Origin of the sequence: Sorangium sp. So ce836 (assembly GCF_028553905.1) — a bacterium.
Taxonomy (GTDB): domain Bacteria; phylum Myxococcota_A; class Polyangia; order Polyangiales; family Polyangiaceae; genus Sorangium; species Sorangium cellulosum_D.
The window spans coordinates 3,887,982-3,909,899 of the sequence record NZ_CP102233.1; the positions used below are offsets into that span (position 1 = coordinate 3,887,982).

Genomic DNA, 21,918 nt, shown 5'->3' on the forward strand with positions numbered 1-21,918 from the left:
TGGGGTAGCAAGCCAGCGTGGCCGCCGTGACGGCCAGCGCGCCCGCGGCGCCCAGTAGCCCGTGCCCCACGCCGAAAGGGATCAACCCAAGCAACAACCTGGCGACGAACCCTCCCTCAAACTGAACATAGGAGTTCTGCGATCAGTCGTCATGTTTCTCCGCCTGCGCATCGTCACTGCGCCGTCGGATCTAATCTTGTTCTGGTCCATGCGAGCCCTACTGAGCTGCGCTCCGCCTCCCAGTTGTTTGGCAGATTGAGCACGTCGCGCAATGAAGGGTCAGCGTCAAGAATGTGATTCATCCCGACCACCCGTGGAATCGCATCCGAGCCATGAGAATCGCCACACAAGAACTGCCACGCGCCGTCTTCGTGTGCCACCAGCAGCACAGGGCGGCTCCCCTCGAATACGTGGTCACAAACGTATGCTGCAAATTCGCGATCGCTCATCGGCGTCTCCACTCCTCGGGCGTCTGTGCTCCCTTCGATCGGTTGCACGTGCGGCATGTGGGATCCAAATTCTTGTCCATCGTTGGACCTCCACGCGAATACGGAATGCGATGATCTGCCTCGTAGGTATTGGGTTCCCCAGGTTTTGTCGTTAGCTCAGTGCCGCAGTGTTCGCACCGTGGCACACCATCCGCGTCTCGGGCACGTTCAAGACCTCGTTCGCGCTGTTCGGGTGAGAACCTCCGCGGTCCTCGCTCCGTTGCAGTGGGCGCCGTCCCCTGCGGACCCTTGCTCCCCGACCCTTGCGACATCAGCGCCTGCGATAACCCCTGGATCCCCGCTGCGATGTTCCCGACTCCACCGACGACGAGCCCGGTCGACACCGCGATCGCAGGCACACCGATCGCCGCGCCGATTCCGGTGGCGCTCGTGATGCCCCCGAAGACCTCCCCCGTCAAGCCTCCGATCGTGAGGGCGAGCCCACCCACGATCTGCCCAACAGCCAGGCCCATCCTGGCTTGCGGCGTCCCAGGGGCCAGCACGCCTGCGGCGTCCAGCAGCTCATGACCCACGCCGGCGAAAGGAACCGCCCCCAGCAGCAACCCGGCGACGAACCCTCCCTCGATCTGGACATAGGGATTCTGCGACCAGTCGATCGGCGCCGTGGTCACCGGCTGCGGCACATACCCGGACGCGCTACCGGTCGTGCTGACGTCGATGGGCGGCATGGCGCCGCCCGTCTCGGCAGCCACGATATTACTATCGGCGTCGGCGCGCGCTTCGTGCTCTGAGGACGGGACGACACTCAGCTTGAGTCCGATCGGCGCCAGGTCGAGCACTTGCCAAGTGAACTCCGCGCCGGCCGGCAGCGGTGAGCGAGCCCCGGCCTCCGGGAGCGCTTCCTGAAAGCCGCCCGGATCGACGTATGCGAGCGGGTTGTTCAGCACGTAGCTGTATGGATTCCAGCTCTGCCCGAAGGACGGCATCGAAACGATCGGGTCCGTGGTCAAGAACCGCCCGATCTTGGGATCGTAGAGCCTGCCCTTCATGTTCACGAGCCCGAGCTCGTCGTCGCTCTCGTGCCCGGTGAACCCCTGCGTCGTCTCGCTGGAGAACGACGCCGGCGCGGGCTCTCCCCACACGGGGTTCCTGCGCTGGCCGAACGGGTCGTAGCTCCGCCGCTCGATCACGTCGCCGTCCTCGTCCGTGAGCGCGTCGACCGAGCCGAGGTGATCGACATGCACGTACCGCGTGCCGGCGTCCGAGCCTCCTCGCGTCACAATCACCACCACGCGCTCCGGCGAGCGGACGTGGTACCGGTGCTCCACGGTGCCCGATGCCGCCTTGGTGATCCGCTCGTACAGATCGTCGAAGTAGAGCGTCTCCTGCTCCGGGGTGGTCTTGCGGATCCGCTGCTGGTCGCCGTCGTAGCCGAACGTGACGGTGCTCGCGCCCTGCGTGATGCGCTCCGGCAAGTCGAACGGCGTATAACGCACGGTCGTGCCGCCGGGCCGCGCGATCTGATTGCCGACGGCGTCGTAAGAGAAGCTGTCCGTGCCCGCGCCGGTGACCGCGTGCGGGTGCAGCGGGTCATCGTACGAGAGCGTTCCGACGTCCGACTTGAAGGTGAGATTGCCGTTCGTGTCGTGGCCGTACCGGAGCGCGCAGGGCGCCGACGCGCTCTCGACGTCGCCGAAGTACGCGCAGGTCAGCCGCTGGAGCGGGTCGTAACGGAAGCGCTCCGTTCTTTTCTCGGGCTGGAGCGCGTCTGTGCGGCGCGTGAAATTAAGGAGATCGTCATATCCGTAGTCCAGGTCTTGCACGTTGGCCGCGCCGCTCTGCGTCGCCACGTGCCTCAAGCGCTGCTTGTCGACGAAGTAGCTCCGCTCCGTGACGACGCCGTTGCCGAACACCTCCTCCCGGACGCGCCCCGCGTCGTCCACCTCCGTCAGTCGCCAGTAGGCGGAGCCCGTTCCGCGGTCGCGCACGGCGATCACGTGGCCATGCGCGTCGTGGTCGTAGACCACGACGAACGGCGCCGCGCCGGCCGGCGCCGGATACGTGACCGCCTCGACGCGGCCGAGCTCGTCGTAGCCCAGCCTGGCCTCCAGGGGAGCGCGCTCGCCGTCGATGCGGAGTGAGATCGTGTCGAGCTGGCCGCGATCGGTGTACCCGTACGTCTTCTCCGCGTCAGGGCTCGCGAGCGCGTGGAGCTTTCCGATCCCGTGCGCCGCGGTGTCCCAGGTCCACGTGGTCGTCACGCGCTCGGCGCCCTCCTCGGCGCCCTCTTGGTCCACGCGCGTGCGCGGTCGCCCGAGCGCGTCGTACGCCCACGCGGTTTCTCGCCCGAGCGCATCGGCCGATGAGATCAGCTCGCCGAAGCCGTCATGGATCGAGACCGTGGTGCCCCGATCGGGGTCGTCGAGCTGCCGGACGCGGCCGAACGCGTCGCGCGTCGTGCGCGTCACCGCATCGCCTGGATCGGTGACCGTGAGCAGCATGCCGAACGGGCCGTAACTGTAGCGGGTGATCCCGTCGGCTGCGTCGGTGATCGACTCGGTTCGCCCCAGCGGATCCTGCTCGGTCACGGTCACGTGATCGAGCGGGTCGGTGACGCGCACGCGCCAGCCATCGTACTCGGTCGTCGTGACCGCATTCCACGGCGTTGTATGCCGCACCTCGCGGCCTACCGCGTCGTACTCGAAGCGATCGTACAGCCTCTCGCGCTCGGGGGTATCTTCGCGGACCGGCACCGAGCGCCGCGCGATGTGCTCTCCCAGCGCGTCGTAGCCAATCTCGTGCATGATGCGCTTCGCACCGCTCGCCCCCTGCGCCGGCTCCGGCTCGGGCCCGTACCACCACCACCGGATCGGGCGGCTGAGGCCATCGAGCTCGATCGTATCGTCGGCCCCGCCGGTCGTCGTGCGCCGCTGCCTCACCCGCCACGCGTCCTGCGCCGGGCCGCCGTCCTTGGTGCGGGAGAGCGTGACCGTCGTCGTGCCATCCGGGCGGGTCTCGACGCCGAGGCGCCCGAAGCCGTCGTACGCCCACGTCGTCACGAGCTGATTCGGATCGACCCTCTTGAGGAGCACGCCGAGCGCGCCGTCGAACTCCACGAGGGTCGTATGCTCGGCCGCGTTCACGTATTTCTCGGGGAACATGCCCTCCTCGTCGAAGTCCGTGCTGGAGGTCCGCTGGTGCCCGAAGGCGTCCTCCGCCGTGACGCCGGTGATGTTCCCGAAGCCGTCCCGCGCATAGGCGATCGTCAGCTTCGTGTCCGGCAGGCCGTCGTCGCTCTCGGTGGACTCGGTCTCCACCTCGCCGTAGATCGTGGTCGTTCGCGTGAGGGTCCGGCACTGCGACATTCCCGCCGCCGCGCTGCACTCCTTCTGCGTCTCGAGCTGGCCGAGGACCCAGCGCTCGGTGTCGTTCTTGAACGTCCGCGTGACCTTGAACGTCAGGTCGACGCCGCTCGTCGAGACCTCCTCGGCGCGCACATTGCCGAACGTGTCGAAGTCCGTCACCGTCGACACCGAGTCCTGCAGCAGCGTCGCGCCGTCGCCTCCGGCCTCGACTTCCCGCACGTACGCCTCGATGGTCGGCGTCGCGCCGTTCGGGGGTGGATAGATCCCTTGCGCTCGCCTCACGCGGCGCTCGGTGGGTAGCGTGAAGTACGTCGCGCCGTCGTTCGTCGGAACGAGCGTCCGCGTCACGTCGACGAACGAGAGCTCGATCTGCTCCGGCCTGGGCTGGCTCGCCAGCCCAGGAGCCCAGCGCCATGTCCGCTGGACGCTGCCCGCGAAGGGAAAGACCTGGAGATCGTCGTCAAAGGTGGCGTGATCGTACACGTCGAGCGTCGCGGCGCCCGTATCCAGGTCGGTGACGATCCGCTCGCCGAAGCCGAGAAATCCACGGCCCAGCCGGTGGTAGCGCCCGTTGCGGTAGCTGACCTCGAAGCGCCGCGGTCGGTCCGTCCCGTTGTTGACGGCGTACGCGCTGACCACCCGCCGAGGCCCAACCACGCAGCGCCGCGGATAGCCGCAGTCGTCCGCCGCGCCGGAACGCGCGACGTACAGCGGGCCTTCCCGCGCCGGATCCGCCGCTCCGTCGCCCGTTGCCACCGACGCGTCGGTCAGATGCCCGTACGAGATGCTCACATTGGGCACGAAGTCCGGCTCGGCCGGGTCGTGCGCGTTCATCCCGTCGGAGACCGCGACCAGGAGGTCCTGATCGGCCGAGAGGTTCTGGAAGACGTTGAACACGCCGCCGAGCGACAGGATCACGTCCTGGGCCCCATCCCCGTCGACGTCGCCGGTGCGCGCCCCGCGCGGATCGGCCAGGGTGACCGCGTCGCCGAGGCTGGCCTCGAACGGCAGCCCCGGGTCGACCAGCCTGAAGGGCGGCCCAGCGCGGTCGCCGGTCGCCAGCAGGACGGCCCAGGACGGGAGCGCGTCGGAGCCGCCCAGCAGCATGCCTGGTGGAACCGGCATGAGGAGATCCTGCAGCCCGTCACCATTGAAGTCGAGCGGCGCGGCGAACCGGAAGAACGCGTCCTGATCGGGAAGACCGAACAGATCGCCGAAGCTGAACGCGTCCACGGTCCGGAACGGCGAGGCCACGAAGGTCGGCCCCGTGTTGAAGTAGGTATAGAGCTGGTGATCACCCGGGCCGGATTCGACGGCATCGGGCAGCCCATCGCCGTTCACGTCGAGAAAGACGACGCGGCCCCCGGGCCACACGACGGGCAGCTCGGTGTCGCTCACCTCCCAGCGCCTCTCGCCCCGGCGCATGATCGCGTCGTAGCTCGATCCGACGACGACCGTCCCGTCGCCGAACCGCCGCAGGGCCGGCACGACGAGATCGATCTTGCCGTCGGCGTCGATGTCGAGCGCATGGAGTTCCGTATCGCAGGGATAGCCGGTGAGCAGCTCGATCGATTCGCCCGCGGGGTCGAAGCCCGCGGGCGTCGCGCCGCGCGCAGGGCGCCAGGGGTGGACGGCCCACACGGCAGCGAGCGGGAGCGGTGCCTGTCCCTCGCGGGCGTGGTCCTCGCACTGGATCAGATCCGGCACGCCATCGCCGTCCAGATCGGCGAGGTGCATCGACGCGCCGGGGCTGCTCAAGCTCGGCGGCGCGGGCGTGCCCCCGAGCGGGAAGGGCCTGCGGATGCCCGTGTCATGGAGCGCGAAGGTCCAATCCGGTCGGGACAGGAGCACATGCCACGTGACCTCGGTGCCATAGACGTCGTGGAGCAGGATGTCCATCCGCCCATCGTCGTCGTAGTCCAGGACCGTCCCGAGCTCGGGCTGAAGAAGGGCCGGATCGGAGGGTCCCACCGGATCGGCGACCGTGGGCCACTCTTCGAGGAAGGCGAGTTCCGCCGGTGCGAGAAAGGACGGCGAGGCGCGCGTCCCGACGTTTCGCGCCACCCGCCACGCGGTGATCGGATTCCTCGGTGTGCTGAGCCCCGCGACCATGTCCGGGATCACGAGGTCGTCGCGCCCGTCGGCGTCGATGTCGAACACCATCGGGCTCGCCCTCTCGGAGACCGGCTCGTCGATCTCCGTCGTCACCCGCTTGAATCCGGGCTTCGCGTGGCTGTACTGAAAACGTGTGGGAGGCTTGCAGACCCTGTCGCTCGCGCACTCTTCGACCTCGGTCAGGAGGGTACGGCTCGTCGTCGGGCTGAGCTCATAGCGGAATCCGTAGCTCCGGACCAGCGCGTCGCCGGGACCGAGCATCTGGATCTCTTCGAGGCGAAGCGAGCGCTGGAGCGCCATGCCGCCCGAGTACCCGGTGCGAATGGCGGCCGGATCCTTCGTCGCGTACACGAAACGCACCGCACGCGAAGGCTCGAGCGACGGTGTTCCCTCGAAAGCCGTGTAGCGGATCTCGTCGACCGCGTACTCGGCAGCATGGCCGTCCTCCGCCTCAGCGAGGCAGTACGCATACGTCATGGCGTTGCCGCGGCCGTCGCGGGCCTTGTTCGCGAGCCAGGCGCGCGGGACGCCGCCCCGCGCGAGCGGCTTGCTGCCCTCGGTGCGCCCGTACTCGACGACGCGGCCGGTGGGCAGGGTTGCCTCGAAGAAGAGCGCCTCGGCAGGCGCACCACCTTCCGGAGGGTAGTGCCCAACCACCTTGACGAAGGACTCCGGGAACGTCCGGTACTCGATGGTTCCCGGCCCCTCTCCCACGGGGACGAGGCGCTGGCCGTCGAGGCAGAGCGCGTCGTCGCCGTCGTACCGCACGCCGCGGATTTCCCGGTCTTGCGCGAGGCTCTTCGGACATCGCGTGATCGCGGACAGCCCGGCGATCGAGAAGCCGGCGCCGAGCACACCGTCGCCGCCGTCGCTGCGATAGACGAGCTCGATCCGAGGACCCATGCCCGCGCGCGGCGGAGGGGAGGCCAGATCCATGGTGTACACGGCCTCCCCGGTGCTCGTGATGGAGAACGTCCCCGGGATGGTGCCGGCGGCGACGGTCTCGACTTCCGGCGCGGGGCGAGCCGCGGCAGGGCTGCGTGCGCTCTGGGTCCGACAGGCGACGAGGCCAGGCGGCTCCAGGGGCGGGTCGCCGGAGATGCACTGGCACCCGCTCTGCGCGAGCACGCAGGCGAGAAACATCAAGAGCGGGGTGAGGGCCCGCAGCACATACCGCAGAACGAGCGCCATTGCAGCCTCCGTCGCACCGAGGAGGCCATGGCGCCGCGACCCGAGTCAAGCGATGACTTGAGCCGGTACCCCTTCCCTATGCTGAGCTCTAGGCATTCATCAGGGTGTCTGTGCTCGGTTGACGTCCATGCGCAACAGGCATTGCGCTGTGCCGAAAACGCTTTCGGCCGTCCGCGCTGGAGGCGCAGCAAGGCCCGATCGATCGGACGCTGCATCAATATCATCGCCCGCCCATCGCCCTGGGTGTGGCCCTGGCGGCGCTCAGCGGGGGCGACCATGCCATCACTAGGACCATGATGCAGCGCTCGATGAGCTTCCTCCTGCGACCGCCGCCGGCCCAGCCGGCGCCTCGTCCGGCGGCGCCGTCGTGGTGTCGGTGGACGACGTCGCGCGGCCCGTACGCCCCTTGTAGAGCGACGGGGCGATCGCGTCCGCGTCCTCCTCGTCCCAGCGCAGGTAGGCGACGGCGCGGCGGATCTGGTCGTAGGCATGGACGAGCAGCGAGAAGGCGCGGGCCCGCTTGTCCGCGGCCTCGGTCGGCCCGGGTCCATTGCCGTGCTCCCTGATTCCGAGGGCGGCGAGGAGCTGCGGCCCGACCTCCCCGGCGCGCTTCACCTCCTCCTCGGTCGCCGCCGTCCTGCCGGCGATCTCGGACCAGCTCGCGCTGAAGAGCGCCGAGAGCGCCACGAGGTCGTTCGCCGTGTCGATGTGCCCTTGCCCCGCGCGGATGTCCGCGACCGCCTCTGCGTCGAGCAGGCCGCGGCGAGCGAGCGCCTCGGCGTCGCCGAGCAGGTTCTCGCGCAGCCGAGCCGCCTCGGCGAGGAGCGGCTTCACCGCGCTCTCGGCATCTCCGCTGGACAGGCACAGGAGGTGCGCATACCAGGCGGCGAGCGCGTAGGTCTCGAGCCGATCGAGCCGTGCGAGCTCGAATGTCGGCAGGTGCTCCGCGATGGCGGGGCGCAGCGCGCGGAGGCCAGGCAGCACGCCGAGCACCTGGGAGACCACGCGGGGAACGTCGAGGTTCAGGGGGATGAGCCGATCCGGGCTCAGGGCCTCGATCTCGGGAAGCGCCTTGTCGAAGGCCGCCGCCGCCTGGGGCGGGGCCGAGGGCTTCTTGGGAGCGGGCTTTTTCTTGACCGAAGAAGATTTCGCCATGAGGGGATTACCTCTCGCTTGTCTCCATCGCCGAGCCGTGGAGGACAGGAAAGGACACGCCCTCTACCCCCCGCGATGGATGTTGTCGTGAGCGCCCGGCGCGCGCCGGACGTTCCGGGCAGGCATAACGACGCGTCTCCATGCGTCAACGCGCCTGGCAAGATCCTGACGACAGGCCGCCCGAGCTCGTGAGCTTGCGCGTGGGCAGCGCGGCAGCCCTGCCAGGAGCGGTTCCGGTCTCGGAGGACAAGCTCAGCGAAGCTGTTCAGACCGTTTCCGGCGGGTCGAGGGCAGCGCGGCAGCCCTGCGCGGACCGTGTCCGGTGGCAGGAAGGCAGCGCGGCAGCCCTGCGCGGACCGTGTCCGGTGGCAGGAAGGCAGCGCGGCGGCCCTGCGCGGACCGTTTCCGGTGGGTCGAGGGCAGCGCGGGAGCCTTTCCCGGACCGTTTCCGGTGAGTCGAGGGCAGCGCGGCAGCATTCCCTCCACCGTTTCCGGTGGGTCGAGGGCAGCGCGGGAGCCATTCCCGGACCGTTTCCGGTGGGTCGAGGGCAGCGCGGGAGCCTTTCCCGGACCGTTTCCAGTGGGTCGAGGGCAGCGCGGCGGTGGTGCGGCGCTTACCGCCATGGGACCAAGGTCCCATAGAAGCGGCCCGGCGCCCGCGGCTACGTACAACGCGTCCATCGGCGATGCGCCGACAGCGCACCTCGCCGGTCGCCGCCCTGCGTTCGGGGCGAGGGCGGGGCCCACCAGACGACGCTTCACCAACAACCCCGATCGACGGATCGCGGAGCGGGGCAGACATGACGGCAACGAGCAACGCGCAGCGCTTTCTCCGGGTTCCTCTCCGGCTACAGGCCATGTGCCTGGACGACGGCGACGACGACGCCGCCAGGGACAGGAGGCGTGTGGTCCGGGCCATGGCGGACTACCGCCGGCTGCCGTTCAGGGCCGGAGGGGTCGACTACGACGACAACCCCAACCTGAGCGAGCACATCCTCGCGCCGCCGTTCTCGCGGGATCTGCCGCTCCTGCCCGGCATCCACCTGCACTGGCTCCTGCCGGACGCCCTGGCCCGGGGGGAGCACGAGGCGCAGGGGACGCGGTTCCCCGAGGTGCCGAACCGCTGGCTCGTCCTGCGCAGCGGAGGGGGGGAGCCGGAGCGGCAGTGGGTGGTGGAGAGCGATTACCTCTACCCGGAAGGCTGGGGCGACGAGATCGAGAGCGAGGGGGAGGCGCCGGTCAACGTGATGGCCGTGCCCGATCCGGCGCCGGGAGAGGGGTATCGCTATCGCTTCCTCGGGCGCGCCCTGCCGCTCGCCGAGTGGCGCACGACGCGCGCGGATCCGGAGCACGAGCACCTCGCGGCGCTCACGGCCGTCGGGCCCGAGACGGAGGTCGCGGTCCTCGATCCGGTGCGGGCGACGTTCGCGTCGTTCTACCCGAACTGCCGCACCGTGTTCGGGTTCCGGGACGAGGACTTCCCGACGCGCACGCCGCCAGCGGGGCTGCGTTACGACGTCATCGGCTGGTACGGCGACCCGCCGCGCGACTGCCTGGCCCCGCTGCTCGCCGCGGCCGACACGCCGGCGAAGCTGAAGGCGCTGCTCGAGGAGAAGCTCGAGTGGACGCTCGCGGCGGACCCGCCCGGCGGGGCGCTGCCGCAGGCGACGCTCTTCCACGCGCGGCTCACGTTCGCGCCGGGCGCGCGGGCCGCGCGGGATGTCGTCCGCGACCTGCCCCCGCCCGCGCTCGCCGTGGGGCAGACCGAGACGGAGGCGCTGGCCGCCTACCTCGCCTACCTGCATGCGGGCGAGACCAACGAGGAAGCGCTCGCGAAGCGCCGCCTCATCGAGGACCAGCTCGAGGCGCTGCAGCTCGCGGACCGGCTGGAGGGGCACCGGCTCGACCTCGACGCGATCCTCTACGAGGCGCGCCACGAGCGGGGGTTCGCCTCGCACGCGGCCGGCGTCCGGTGGGCGGTCCAGCCGGAGACCGAGGGCGCGGGGGACCTGTTCGCGCGGCTGCGCCGGGCGCCGGCGCGCGCGGCGCGGACGCAGCCGGCCGCGTGGGCGGGCCTGCTCGAGGCGCTGAACACGCTCCAGGACGAGCACCAGCGCGCGCTCGAGGAGCTCGAGCACCTGCGCCAGCGGATGTACGTCCGCTGGCACGCCCTCGTGAACGCGAAGGAGGTCGTGGGCGTCAACTTCTTCGAGGGCTACGTCGTGCCCGTGCGGCGCCGGCGCACCTCCCTGGGGCAGCTGGCGCTCGAGCAGGACGAGGCGACCGGCGGCTTCCGCGCCCACGTCGAGCCCGTGGCTCACAGGATCGTCTCCCGCCTGAGCAGCTATTACGCCGACTACGTAGAGAGCCTCAACGCGGGTGCCCCCTTCGATCTGGACGAGTCGGGCGACGATTACTGGGTCTGGCCCGTCGAGCTCCCCAACTGCATCGACGAGGCGTTCAGGCTGTCCGCCGATCACACGGTCAGGGTGCTGCAGCGGGACGAGGCGTGGGAGATCCACGACCGCGGGGTCGTCTACCCTGTACGCGCGGACGCCGAGGGGCTCCTGCTGGAGATCCCGCCGTCGGCGTCGTCGATCGCGGGGCGGCTCGCGGCGGCGCTCGAGGCGCTTCAATCGGCCGTGCTGGCGCACAACGCGACCGAGGCGGGGGCGGCCGCGCCGTTCGTCGTGCGCGCGCTGCCGGCGGCGCCCTACTTCGAGCCGGCGGACCCGGTCCTGCTCGTCACGGGCGAGGCGGCGGCGGGCGCGATCTGGAAGGGCAGCGCCGCCGCCGCCGACCTGCTCCCGTGCGACCGCGTGGACGCGGCGCTCGACCTCGCGGCGCTGCCGGACGCCACCGTCGCGGCCCTGCAGGCCTACCTCGCGGGGCTCGGCGCGGACGAGGGGGGCGTCTGGGCGGAGCCGCCGTGGAACCCGTTCCTGATGCACTGGTCCTTCCACGTCGCCTCCTGCGGCCGCGACGCCAACGGGGACTACGACCCCGAGCTCGTGCGCGCGCATTACAAGCTCGACACGCAGGCGGTCGACCACGCCCTCCTGCCGGGGCAGGAGGACAGCTTCTCGTCGATGGTCAGCAGCTACACGGGCGTCAGCCTGCTGACGCCGTCGGCGGGCCTGGAGGTGCGCGAGCGCCTCGTCCACTACCTCGATCACGGCGTGGTCCAGGACTACTACGAGGCGCACGGCGTCCCCGATGACGAGCGAGGCAAGGGCTACCTCGAGCAGCACTTCGCCGAGATCAAGGCGTGGTATCTCGGGCAGGCGACGCCGGCGCCGGGGATCGAGGACCCCGTGTTCACCGCGCTGTGGGCCTACGAGGAGCTGGAGCGGGCGCCGTGCCTGGCCCAGTCGCTCGGCAACTTCAACAAGGTGCTGCTCCTGCGCGAGCCGACGATGCAGCTCGCGATCGCGCTGCCCACGGCCCGCGACGACTCGGAGGATCTCTTCTACACGGATACGGCGCGCGACGTGATGGGCCGCAGCATCCAGCGCCGGCCGCTCGCGTTCGACCGCTTCAACCCGCTGCGCGCCGGGGCCATGACGATCACCGGCCTGACGCTGGTGGACACCTTTGGGCAGGCGAAGGACGTGGTCGACCTCGAGTCGTCCGGCGACGCGAAGGTCATCACCACGACCGACCAGACGCCGCTCGACGGGCTCCTCTACCACGTCCTGCTCACGCCCCGGCTGGCGCAGCCGGCGCGCCTGCGCTTCGAGTGGCTGCCGGCGGAGCCGCTGGAGGGCGCGCGCCAGCGCACGAGCGAGCACCCGGAGACCAACCCGGTCTGCGGCTTCCTGCTGGTCAACACGCTCGACGGCGCGCTCGCGGTCTACGACAAGGAGGGCCGCGCGCTCGGCGCCGTCGACCGCGGCGGCACGTGGCGCACCGCGCCGGAGAGCGGCGGCCGGGTGCGGATGGACGCGCGCGGCGACTTCCAGCTCCCGAACGCTCACCTCGATCGGGTGGTCAAGCACGTGCGCGCTCAGGGCCCGGAGTTCTTACGCCTCTTCCTCTCGGCGCAGCGGACGGCGCTCGACACCATCGATCCCGAGGCGTCCGCCGCGAACCCGAGCCGGGCGCTGCTCGTGGCGCGGCCCGTGGCGGTGGTGCGGGCCGCGTTCGCCCTGGAGCTCCAGGGCCCGCCGGCCTTCGATCCGAGCGCGGTGGCCGACGTGGCGGGCGAGGGCACGACCACGACCCGCGGGCTGGAGCAGGTGAAGATCCCCGTGCGCCTCGGCGAGTTCGCGCAGCTCGACGACGGCCTCGTGGGCTACTTCCTCGAGCAGGACGACGGGTCGTACGCGGAGGGGGTGTTCTACTCGCCGCAGCTCCGCGCGGTCGGGCACGACAAGATCCGCACCTACGCCGACGGATCGCTGCACGTCGAGCGGACGCCCAGCGGGCCGGAGCAGCGCGTGACGATGTTGCTCGACCCGGGGGGCCAGGTGCACGCGACCACGGGCGTGCTGCCGAGCTCGCAGCTCCGCCTGTCGCCGGCGCACTACCGCGAGGCGCTCGACGCGATGGAGGTCAGCTTCCTGACGGCGCCGCTGCTCACGGACCAGGGGGCGCTCCGGCTGGAGGTGCCGCGGCAGCCGGGGCACGCGTGGTCGTGGGTGACGCAGGAGGCCGGCGGCGACTGGGCCGAGACGAGCGAGCTCGCGCCGCCGAACGCCCGCGCCGCGTTCGCCGCGCCGCAGGAGCTCCGCGAGGGGTGGCTGATGCTGCGGCCCACGGCGAGCGAGTGAGGGGCGCGCGACCTTTGGAGGAGAGGGAAGACATCATGACGGAAGAGACCGACAAGAAGATGCCATTCGGGTTCGAGGTCAGCTACGAGCTGTTCAACGCGCGCGGCGAGCGGCTACGGAACACGCTGCTCCTCGAGAACCCGGGCGCCGGCCACACGCTCCGGCTCGACATCGCCAACCTCCTGACCGACGAGGCGATCGTCCTGCGCCAGCGGCCGTCCGCGGGCGAGGTGCTGGGCGCGCACCACTTCCGGCTGCGCTTCGCGGCGGGCGCGCTGGCCGCGCGGGAGACGCGCGTGGTGGGGGCGGACTGGGACATCCTTCGCGTCGACCGCGAGGACGGCTCGACGGACGTGTACCTGGCCTGGCGCAGCCCGGACGTCCGGATCGGGCCGGGAGACCGGCTGATGCTGCTGGTCCAGGGACTGTACGCGACCCCCGACGCCGGTACGGGGGTGACCGTGGACCTCTCCTGGCCGGCGCTCGTCGTGCCGGAGGGCCAGGACGATCCCAACGTCTTCCACCTCGTCCCGCCCGAGGGCAGCGCGGGCTCGGACTGCTCCCTGGCCGAGCAGCTCGCCCTCGGCGTGCGCGACCGGCGGGGGAGGCCGGACATCCCGCTTCGGGCGCGCTTCGAGGGGTCCAATCAGGTGATCAACGTCGCCACGACCCCGAACACCACGCTGACCCTTCGTCTGGTCAACGGCGCTTCGCCGCAAAGCCAGGAGATCCTCCGCTTTCACCGCGACCCGAGCGATCCCGCGAAGAGCTCCCGCCTGGTCGTGGCGCTGCCCGTGGGGACCGCCGAGGCGCAGCCATGGGCGCTTGGTTACGAGTCTTTTCTAGAACGTACAAAGATCACGCTCGCCGACTGGACGGTCTCCGGGCCCACGCTGAACGCTGACGGCGACCTGCTCGAGTGGGAGCTCACCCCCACGAAGGACGTGACGATCGCGCCGCGGGAGTCCATCACGCTGACGCTGAGCGACATGGCGACGACTCACCCGAGCGGGACGACGTTCCTCGAGCTCCGCTACAGCGCCGTTCCCGGCTACTGGGACGGGGAGCTCCTCTGCCCGATCGAGAAGTCGCCGCTCCGCTTCGGTCGGGTCGACACCTTCACGAACGTCGGAATCGGACATGCCGAGCCATCCGCTGCGCTCCACCTGCACAGGGGTGACATGATGATCGATACCGGTGAGATCCAGCATGCCCAGGCGTTCAAGTTCCGGTCTTTTGCGAAGACCCTCGAGGACAACGCCGTCGCGCAGTTCACCAACAAAGACGATGCGCTCCTGATGTCGCTGTCTTTCCTCGGAAAGTTGCGCTTGCACCAGCCCTATGCGGAGCTCCAGAGCGCGCACTCGCTCACGCTCCGTTCCGACGCGGCGGAGGGCGATCCCGTGGCCCGCTTCCTCAAGCAGAACGACGCGGTTCCCCTGATGGAGCTGCTCGGCGACGGGACGTTGCGCCTCCTGCGCGGCAGGTTCAAGGACGGTACCGGCCTCGTGGTCCCGGTGGGCACCGTCGTCGCCTACGCCGGCAGCGCGCCTCCCGCCCCCGAGGGCTGGCTGATGTGCGACGGGGGCGAGCATAGCAGCGAGGACCACAAGGAGCTGTCCGATCTCCTCGGTACCACCTATGGCGACGCCGGGGAGGGCAAGTTCCGTGTCCCCGACCTGAGCACCAGCGCTCCGGCGCAGCCGAACCAGCCTCTCCACCACATCATCAAGGCCTGACCCGAGCCGGCAACCCAAAGACGAGGGAACGACGATGACACTCGCGACCGAAAAGAAGATGCCGTTCGGGTTCAAGGTCAGCTACGAGCTGTTCAACGCCCGCGGCGAGCGCCTGGAGAACGTGCTGCTCATCGAGAAGCTCGGCTCCGGCCACGCGCTCCAGATCGACATTCTCAACATCCTGACCGACGTGACGATCCTCCTGCGCCAGCGGCCCTCCGCGGGCGAGGGGGCGGGCGCGCACCACTTCCGGCTTCAATTCCCGGCGGGCGCGCTGGCCTCGCGGGAGACGCGCGTGGAGGGGGCGGACTGGGACGTCAAGCGCGTCGACCGCCAGGACGGCACGACGGACCTGTACCTGGCCTGGCGCAGCCCGGACGTCCAGATCGCGCCGGGAGACGGGCTGATGGTGCTGCTCCAGGGCGTGTCCGCGACGCCCGACGCCGGCGCCGAGGTGGTCCTGGGCCTCTCCTGGCCGAAGGTCGACGTGGTGGAGAGCTTCGCCGCTGCCAATGTGTTCCCCCTCAACCTGCGCGGTCCCGGGCAGGGCGGGGACTACCTCCGGGAAGAGACGCTCCGCCTCGGGGTGCGCGACCGGCGGGGGAGGCCGGATATCCCGCTGCGGGTACGCTTCGACGGGCCGAGCCGGGTGCTCAACGTGGACAACCAGACGAACACGTTGACCCTGCGCCTCGTGAACAGCGCCTCGCCGAGGAGCCAGCAGAAGCTCCGCTTCGTCTACGACGCCAACCAGCCGGAGCGGACATCCCGCCTGGTGGTGGCGCTGCCCGTGGGGACCCCGGCGGCGCAGCCGTGGGCGCTCGGCACCAAGGACCAGGTGAACGGTGTGTCGGTCGCGCTCGCCGGCTGGACGGCCTCGGGTCCCACGGAGAACGCCGACGGCGACCTGCTGGAGTGGGTGCTCACCCCCGGGAGCGCCGTGGAGCTCGCGCCGCAGGAGTCGCTCACGCTGACGCTGAGCAACCTCGCGACGCTGCACCCGAGCGGGACGGCGGACCTCGAGCTCCGCTACAGCGCCGTGCCCGGCTACTGGGACGGGGAGATCCTCTGCCCGATCGAGAAGGCGCCGCTGATCTTCGGCCGGGGTGAAAAGAGCGACAGCATCGGGATCGGGGGGAGCGCGCCGGACGCCAGGCTCTACGTGCGCAACGGAGACCTGCGGCTGGACAGCGGCGAGCTCCAGAACACGGGTCCGCTCGTGCTCCGGTCGGACGTCGGCAACACCGGGGACGCCGATTCCGCGCGCTTCTTCAGGCAAGGCGAGGCGACTCCCCTGATGGCGCTGTCCTCCGAGGGGCGCCTGCGCTTGAACGGGGAGGGGGCGGAGCTCCAGAGCGCGCGCCCGTTCGTGTTCCGTACCGACGTGACCACGAACGGGGCCGAGGACGAGATCGCGGCGCGCTTCTTCAAGAAGAACGAGACGACTCCCCTGATGACGTTGACCGCGAGCGGCCGGGTCAAGGACAAGACCGGCTTCGTGGTCCCGGTGGGCACCCTCGTCGCCTACGGCGGTGACTCGGCCCCCGAGGGATGGCTGATGTGCCATGGTCAAGAGGAGTCGCGCCAGACCTATGCGGATCTATTCGCCGTCATCGGCGAGACCTATGGAGCCGCCGCTGCGGGCAAATTTCGTGTCCCCGACCTGAGGACACGAGTCCCGGTCGGCGTCGGCACAGGATACTCGCGTGGGGCGACCGGCGGATCGGCCACGCATACCCTGACCACCGGCGAGATGCCGACGCATGACCACGAGGTGAACGATCCGGGGCACTCGCATCGAATACGCAGATGCCTCACCAAAGACGACGTGGAGCGTACCATCTATAACTCCATCGTCGATCAGGCCGACTACCAGGATACCGAAATCGCGAAGACGGGCATCACGATCGGCAACACCGGCGGAGGGCAACCCCACAACAACATGCAGCCGTACACGGTCGTCAACTACATCATCAAATACTGACCTCAGCCAGCGGACCCAGGAGGCATGCCATGGCCCTTGACATCGTGATCGGCGAGGACGATCTCGCCAGCATCCGGACGCTGCGCGAGGCGCTGCACGCCCAGTTCCAGGTGGACTTCTTCCCCGGCTTCCTGGGCACCCTCGACGAGCAGCTCCCGCTCCAGAGCGCGACGTTCTACGCCAACCACCAGAAGAACCAGTACGAGATCGCCTTCGCGATCGGCATCAAGGTCTCCGAGGACAACGAGGGCGAGGCCCAGCACCTGATCCTCGGGATGAACATCGCGATCAAGCCGGACAAGATCACCGGGGGGAAGCGCCCCGCCGAGTACGGGGGCAAGATCGATGTCCCGGTCTCGGACGACGTCCGGCTCGCGTTCGAGGGGCAGTTCACCAGCAAGATGGGCGACATGTACGTCGCCCAGCTCAACGTCACCGGCGAGCCGTCCATCCCCCTGCACGCGCTGTTCGGCGGCGTCGCGCCGGGCCTCGCCGCGCTGATCCCGGAGGAGCTCGCGATCCCCCTCGGGGGCAACGTCGTCGCGGTCCTCTCGGGGCGCGCCGGCAGCGGCAGGATCCTCGTGGGCGTGGGCTTCCACGCCGGCGTGAACCTCGGGCAGCTCCCGCTCGTGGGCCTGTACTTCGAGGACGGGGAGGCGCAGGCCGACTTCACGCTGGAGCTGCTCGCGACGACGCACGACTTCACGCACAAGGAGCTCAAGGCGCTGAACGGGGTGCTGGAGGAGCTGAGCTCGCCGTTCCTGATCCGGCCGTCGAGCTCCGGCGCGCAGGACCTCACGCGCGGGGCGCACCTCGTCGGGTACGCCGCGTTCGGGGACGTCCGGCGGACGTGGTACACGCCGCTCCGGCCGCGCTCCGGATCATCGAACCCGTTCCTCGCGGCGGCGGGGCGGTCGGCCGGGCGGGCGCCGCGGAGCGCGCCGGACGACGCCCTCGTCACCGTGGGCCAGAACGGCGCCTGGATCGACGTGCAGCGCGCCGTGGGCCCGGTGCACTTCGCGCGGCTCGGCCTGACGTACGGCGACGGAGCCGCGGAGCTCGTCCCGGAGATCGTCATCTCGGTGGGCCCCCTCCGCCTGCTGCTGAACGGGGTCTCGGTGCGCCTCCCGCTGCCCGGGGGCGACCCGGAGCTCCGCCTCGACGGCTTCGGCCTCGCCTACGAGAACGACGCGCTGCGCGTCGGCGGCGCGTTCCTGCGCAGCGAGCGCGACGGCTTCGAGGAGTACGCCGGCATGGCCGCGCTGGAGCTCCGCCTCAAGGCGAGCGGCGGCAAGCCGCCCGCGTCGCTCGGCCTCGCGGCGATCGGCGCCTACGCCTACGTCGAGGACCGGCCCTCGCTGTTCCTGTACGCGACGCTCAAGTACCCGCTCGGCGGCCCGCCGTTCTTCTTCGTGACCGGCCTTTCGGCCGGCTTCGGCTACGGGCGCTCGCTCGAGGAGCCGCGGCTGGAGGACGTCGCGCGCTTCCCGCTGGTGGCCCAGGCGATGGACGGCTCCGGCGACGACGACACCGAGGACCCCGGCGTGGTCGCCGCGGGCCAGCTCCGCGAGCTCTCCCGGTACATCACGATCGCGCCGGACGCGGGCTTCCTGGCGATCGGGGTCAAGTTCACCTCGTTCAAGATGCTCGAGGGGTTCGCGCTGCTGACGGTGGAGCTCGGCGACCGCTTCGAGCTGGGCCTCCTCGGCCTGACGCGGCTGGAGGTGCCGTTCGGGGTCCCGGAGCCGCTCGTGGTGATGGAGACGGCGTTGCAAGCGCGCTTCGCTCCGTCCGAGGGGACCCTCCTCGTGCAGGGGCAGCTCACGGACGCGTCGTACCTGCTGTCGCCGTCGTGCCGGCTGACGGGCGGGTTCGCCTTCGCCACCTGGTTCGCGGGCGAGAAGGCCGGCGACTTCGTGCTGTCGATCGGCGGCTACCACCCGTCGTTCAAGGTCCCGAAGCACTACCCCACGGTGCCGCGCGTCGGCTTCGACCTGCGGCTCGGGAGCACGCTGTCGCTCCGGGGCGAGGCCTACATGACGCTGTGCGCCCACGCGGTGATGGCGGGCGGCAGCTTCGCGGCCGACTTCGAGGCCGGCCCCGCCTGGGCGTCCTTCCGCATGGGCGCCGACTTCCTCATCTGCTGGAAGCCGTACTGCTACGACGTGCACCTGCGCCAGCACTTCAAGTTCGGGCTGGGCCCCCTCTCGGCGAGCCTGGGCGCCGAGCTGCGCGTCTGGGGTCCGGACCTCGGCGGCTACGCCAAGCTCAAGGTCTTCCTGTTCTCGGTGACGGTCAGGTTCGGCAACCGGGACGCGTTCGCGCCGACGCCCATCGGCTGGGACGAGTTCCGCGCCTCGCTGCTGCCCGCGCGCGAGGAGGTCTGCAGCATCGCGGTGGCCGAGGGCCTGACGCGGCAGGTCAAGACGGTCACGGGCGAGGCGCTGTGGGTGGTCAACCCGAAGGACGTCGCGCTCACGACCGACTCGGTGATCCCGATCAAGGAGGCCTTCCACCCGGCGGAGGACGAGCCGGCGACGGGGAACGGCGCGTTCGGCGTGGCGCCCATGGGCGTGACGGCGGACGACCTCCGGAGCGAGCTCCGCGTGTCCATCTGGTACGACGACGCGGACGTGAAGCCCGACAAGTTCAAGTTCTCCGCCCTGAAGCGGAGGGCGCCCGCCGCGATGTGGGGGGAGCCGCAGATGAGCGGCGACCGGCTGCGTTTCCCCGACGTCAACGGGACCAAGTTCGTCGAAGGCGCGCTGAGCGGCCTGCGCATCGAGCCCGCGCAGCCGCCGAGGGGCGACGTCACCGACGCCGTGCCCGTGAAGCCCCTGCTCTTCGAGCCGGAGAGCGCTGGCGGCGACCACGCCTTCGCGGCGCTGCCCGCGTTCCGCGCGGCCGCGGGGGAGCCCGACGAGCGGCGCGAGGCGATCCAGCGCTCGATCGCCGGCCACGCGGAGAGGGACGCGCTGCTCGCGGCGCTGGGCTTCGACCCGGCCGCGGACGTCGTGCTGGACGCGGGCGTCGCGGGCACGTTCGTGCGCGCCCCGCAGGTGAAGGACACGAGCGCCGCCGCGTAGGCGGCGCCCACCACAGGTCGACGAGGGAGAGCCATGCCGTCTGTCAATTTGCGCGCGTTGCGAGGGTCGGGGCTGCGCGTCCGCGGGTCGCTCCGGACGCCGAGCGAGGACGGGAGGATCGAGTTCCGGCAGTTCCATCAGCCGGCGCTGGAGAGCGGGACGTACAAGATCGAGATCCAGCAGATCGTGCAGAGCCCGAAGATCCCGCAGCAGACCTACCCGAAGCACCTCAGCTTCGCGGTCCTGGGGGAGCGCTTCGGCCCGCTCGGGCCGGAGGACATCGTCGCGATGTTCCCTCCGCCCGGCAGCGTGGGGGAGCACGCGAACGTGCTCCCCCACGTCACGCTGGGCCGCAGCACGCTCCCCTGGGAGCGCCTGCCGGGCCTCGTCGACGAGGACCGCTCGTGGATGGCGCTGCTCCTGCTGCGCGCGTCGGACTTCGCCGACGAGGGCGTGGAGAAGCCGCGGGTGCAGACCATCACGCTGGGCGAGCTCCTCCAGACGCCGGCGGCGACGGCGCGCTTCCCCACCGAGCGCATACGGCTGGAGGAGGGGCAGCAGGCGTCGGACGAGGTGACGGTGATCGACGTGCAGTGGAAGACGCTCGAGCCGCTCCTGCCGACGGCGGAGGAGCTCGCGCTGCTCGCGCACGCGCACCAGCGCGTCGCGGCCGACGAGACGCCCGAGGGGGACCTGGACGCGACGGTGATCTGCAATCGGCTGCCCGAGCCGAACGGCACGAGCACCGTGCACCTGGTCTCGCTGGAGAAGCGCTACCCGAGCGGGGCCTTCGACGCCCAGGGCGCCGAGCCGAACGACTGGATCCGGCTGGTGAGCCTCGCGAGCTGGAAGTTCGACAGCGTGGACCCGGAGCAGAGCTTCAGCGCGCTGCTCAAGGAGCTCGACCGGCAGCCGGCCGAGCTGCGGGCGCCGGTGCCGGAGGCGCTCCCTCCCGCGAGCCCGGCGGCGGCGTACCTCGAGCAGGGCTATGTGCCGCTGCCGCACCGGATGCGCCGGGCGAGCAAGACCGTGTCGTTCTACCGCGGCCCCTTCGTGCCCGGGGTGAGCGCGGAGGAGGTCACGCTGCCAGCGGAGTGCGCGGACGAGCTCGTGCGCTACGACCCGGAGACGGGCATGTTCGACGTGTCCTACGCGGCCGCGTGGGAGCTAGGGCGGCTGCGGACGCTGGCGAACACGCGCGTGGCGCTGGAGCTGCTGCGCTGGACGCGGGAGAGCGCGCAGCAGCGGCATGCGATGCGGCAGCGGGCGGCGCGGCGCCTGCCGCTGCGGCGAGCGCGGTCGGAGGCGGTGGAGATGCCGGAGGTCGTGGTCGAGTGGCTCGCGGACCTGGAGCTCCTGGTCGGGCTCCCCTTCAGCTACCTGGTGCCGGACGAGCGCTTGCTGCCCGTCGAGGGGCTGCGCTTCTTCAGCGTGGACCCGGCCTGGGTGGAGTGCCTGCTCGACGGGGCGCGCAGCGTGGGCCGGGTGACGAACGCGGACGTGGAGCACGCGCGCACGCTGCGCGCGAGCAGGTCGGAGGGGCCGCGGGTGACCGGGCTCTTGATGCGCTCGAGCGTGGTCTCGGGCTGGCCGAGCCTGCTCGTGGAGGGCTACGCGGAGCGGCTGCCGGACATGAGCATCCCCCCGACGTCCCAGGCGCTGACGCCGCTGCGGTTCGATCGGCTCGCCGAGGACACGCTGCTCGCGCTCTTCGCGGGGGAGGTGAAGACGCTGGACGTGTTCCAGGCGCCGGAGGCGCTGCACTACGGGCTCGACGCGAACGAGGCCGAGGGCGAGGCGTACACGAAGAACCCGCGGGACGCGTCGGGGACCAGCCGGCCGGAGACCGTCACGGTCCCGTGGCGCCACGCGGACAGGCGGGTGGTCGACATCGCGGAGCTGGCGACGCGGATGAAGGCGTTGCTGGCGCTGGGGCGGTCGGAGCTGCCCTCCACGGGGGCGCAGTTCGCGCTGCAGATGATCGAGGGGGTGGAGCGGGTGCGGTTCGTGGCCAGCAGCTGAGGCCATAGGACCAAGGTGCCATCCCGGATGGTGCCAGTCT

The 21,918-nt window shown here is 70.6% G+C and carries 8 protein-coding genes; 5 read left to right on the plus strand and 3 right to left on the minus strand.

Annotated features, from left to right (window positions below; all coding sequences use genetic code 11):
* Positions 1-173: 173 nt before the first annotated feature.
* From NQZ70_RS14470 to NQZ70_RS14480, 3 genes are all read right to left on the minus strand, one after another.
* On the minus strand, positions 174-449 hold the full coding sequence (locus tag NQZ70_RS14470) for a hypothetical protein (RefSeq protein ID WP_129574727.1): 276 nt from the start codon (positions 447-449) through the stop codon (positions 174-176).
* Complete coding sequence (locus NQZ70_RS14475; RefSeq protein WP_129574728.1) at positions 446-7,120, minus strand: RHS repeat-associated core domain-containing protein; 6,675 nt, start codon at positions 7,118-7,120, stop codon at positions 446-448. Before NQZ70_RS14475 ends, NQZ70_RS14470 begins: the two co-directional genes overlap by 4 nt.
* 285 nt (positions 7,121-7,405) lie before the next feature.
* Complete coding sequence (locus NQZ70_RS14480) at positions 7,406-8,275, minus strand: hypothetical protein (RefSeq protein WP_129574729.1); 870 nt, start codon at positions 8,273-8,275, stop codon at positions 7,406-7,408.
* A gap of 800 nt (positions 8,276-9,075) precedes the next feature.
* Between NQZ70_RS14480 and NQZ70_RS14485 the strand changes: the two genes are divergently transcribed.
* Genes NQZ70_RS14485 through NQZ70_RS14505 form a run of 5 tightly spaced genes read left to right on the plus strand, consistent with a single transcriptional unit; the run spans position 9,076 to position 21,878 of the window.
* Positions 9,076-13,047: a hypothetical protein gene (locus NQZ70_RS14485; RefSeq protein ID WP_129574730.1), complete on the plus strand. Its 3,972-nt coding sequence runs from the start codon at positions 9,076-9,078 to the stop codon at positions 13,045-13,047.
* Between the two features lie 35 nt (positions 13,048-13,082).
* Entirely contained in the window at positions 13,083-14,786 is a 1,704-nt protein-coding gene (locus NQZ70_RS14490) for a phage tail protein (protein ID WP_129574731.1), read from the plus strand.
* A gap of 34 nt (positions 14,787-14,820) precedes the next feature.
* Positions 14,821-16,770 carry a phage tail protein gene (locus NQZ70_RS14495; protein ID WP_129574732.1) on the plus strand — a complete coding sequence of 650 codons (1,950 nt, stop codon included), beginning with the start codon at positions 14,821-14,823 and terminating at the stop codon, positions 16,768-16,770.
* Between the two features lie 29 nt (positions 16,771-16,799).
* Complete coding sequence (locus NQZ70_RS14500) at positions 16,800-19,856, plus strand: DUF6603 domain-containing protein (protein WP_129574733.1); 3,057 nt, start codon at positions 16,800-16,802, stop codon at positions 19,854-19,856.
* A 33-nt stretch (positions 19,857-19,889) separates the two neighbouring features.
* A complete protein-coding gene (locus NQZ70_RS14505) occupies positions 19,890-21,878 on the plus strand; it encodes a hypothetical protein (RefSeq protein WP_129574734.1) in 1,989 nt (662 codons plus the stop codon).
* Positions 21,879-21,918 lie beyond the last annotated feature (40 nt).

Bases quoted from the DNA above. Each gene is read 5' to 3' on its own strand.
- NQZ70_RS14470 (WP_129574727.1), bottom strand. From the start codon at position 449: ATGAGCGATCGCGAATTTGCAGCATACGTTTGTGACCACGTATTCGAG.
- NQZ70_RS14475 (WP_129574728.1), bottom strand. From the start codon at position 7,120: ATGGCGCTCGTTCTGCGGTATGTGCTGCGGGCCCTCACCCCGCTCTTG.
- NQZ70_RS14480 (WP_129574729.1), bottom strand. From the start codon at position 8,275: ATGGCGAAATCTTCTTCGGTCAAGAAAAAGCCCGCTCCCAAGAAGCCC.
- NQZ70_RS14485 (WP_129574730.1), top strand. From the start codon at position 9,076: ATGACGGCAACGAGCAACGCGCAGCGCTTTCTCCGGGTTCCTCTCCGG.
- NQZ70_RS14490 (WP_129574731.1), top strand. From the start codon at position 13,083: ATGACGGAAGAGACCGACAAGAAGATGCCATTCGGGTTCGAGGTCAGC.
- NQZ70_RS14495 (WP_129574732.1), top strand. From the start codon at position 14,821: ATGACACTCGCGACCGAAAAGAAGATGCCGTTCGGGTTCAAGGTCAGC.
- NQZ70_RS14500 (WP_129574733.1), top strand. From the start codon at position 16,800: ATGGCCCTTGACATCGTGATCGGCGAGGACGATCTCGCCAGCATCCGG.
- NQZ70_RS14505 (WP_129574734.1), top strand. From the start codon at position 19,890: ATGCCGTCTGTCAATTTGCGCGCGTTGCGAGGGTCGGGGCTGCGCGTC.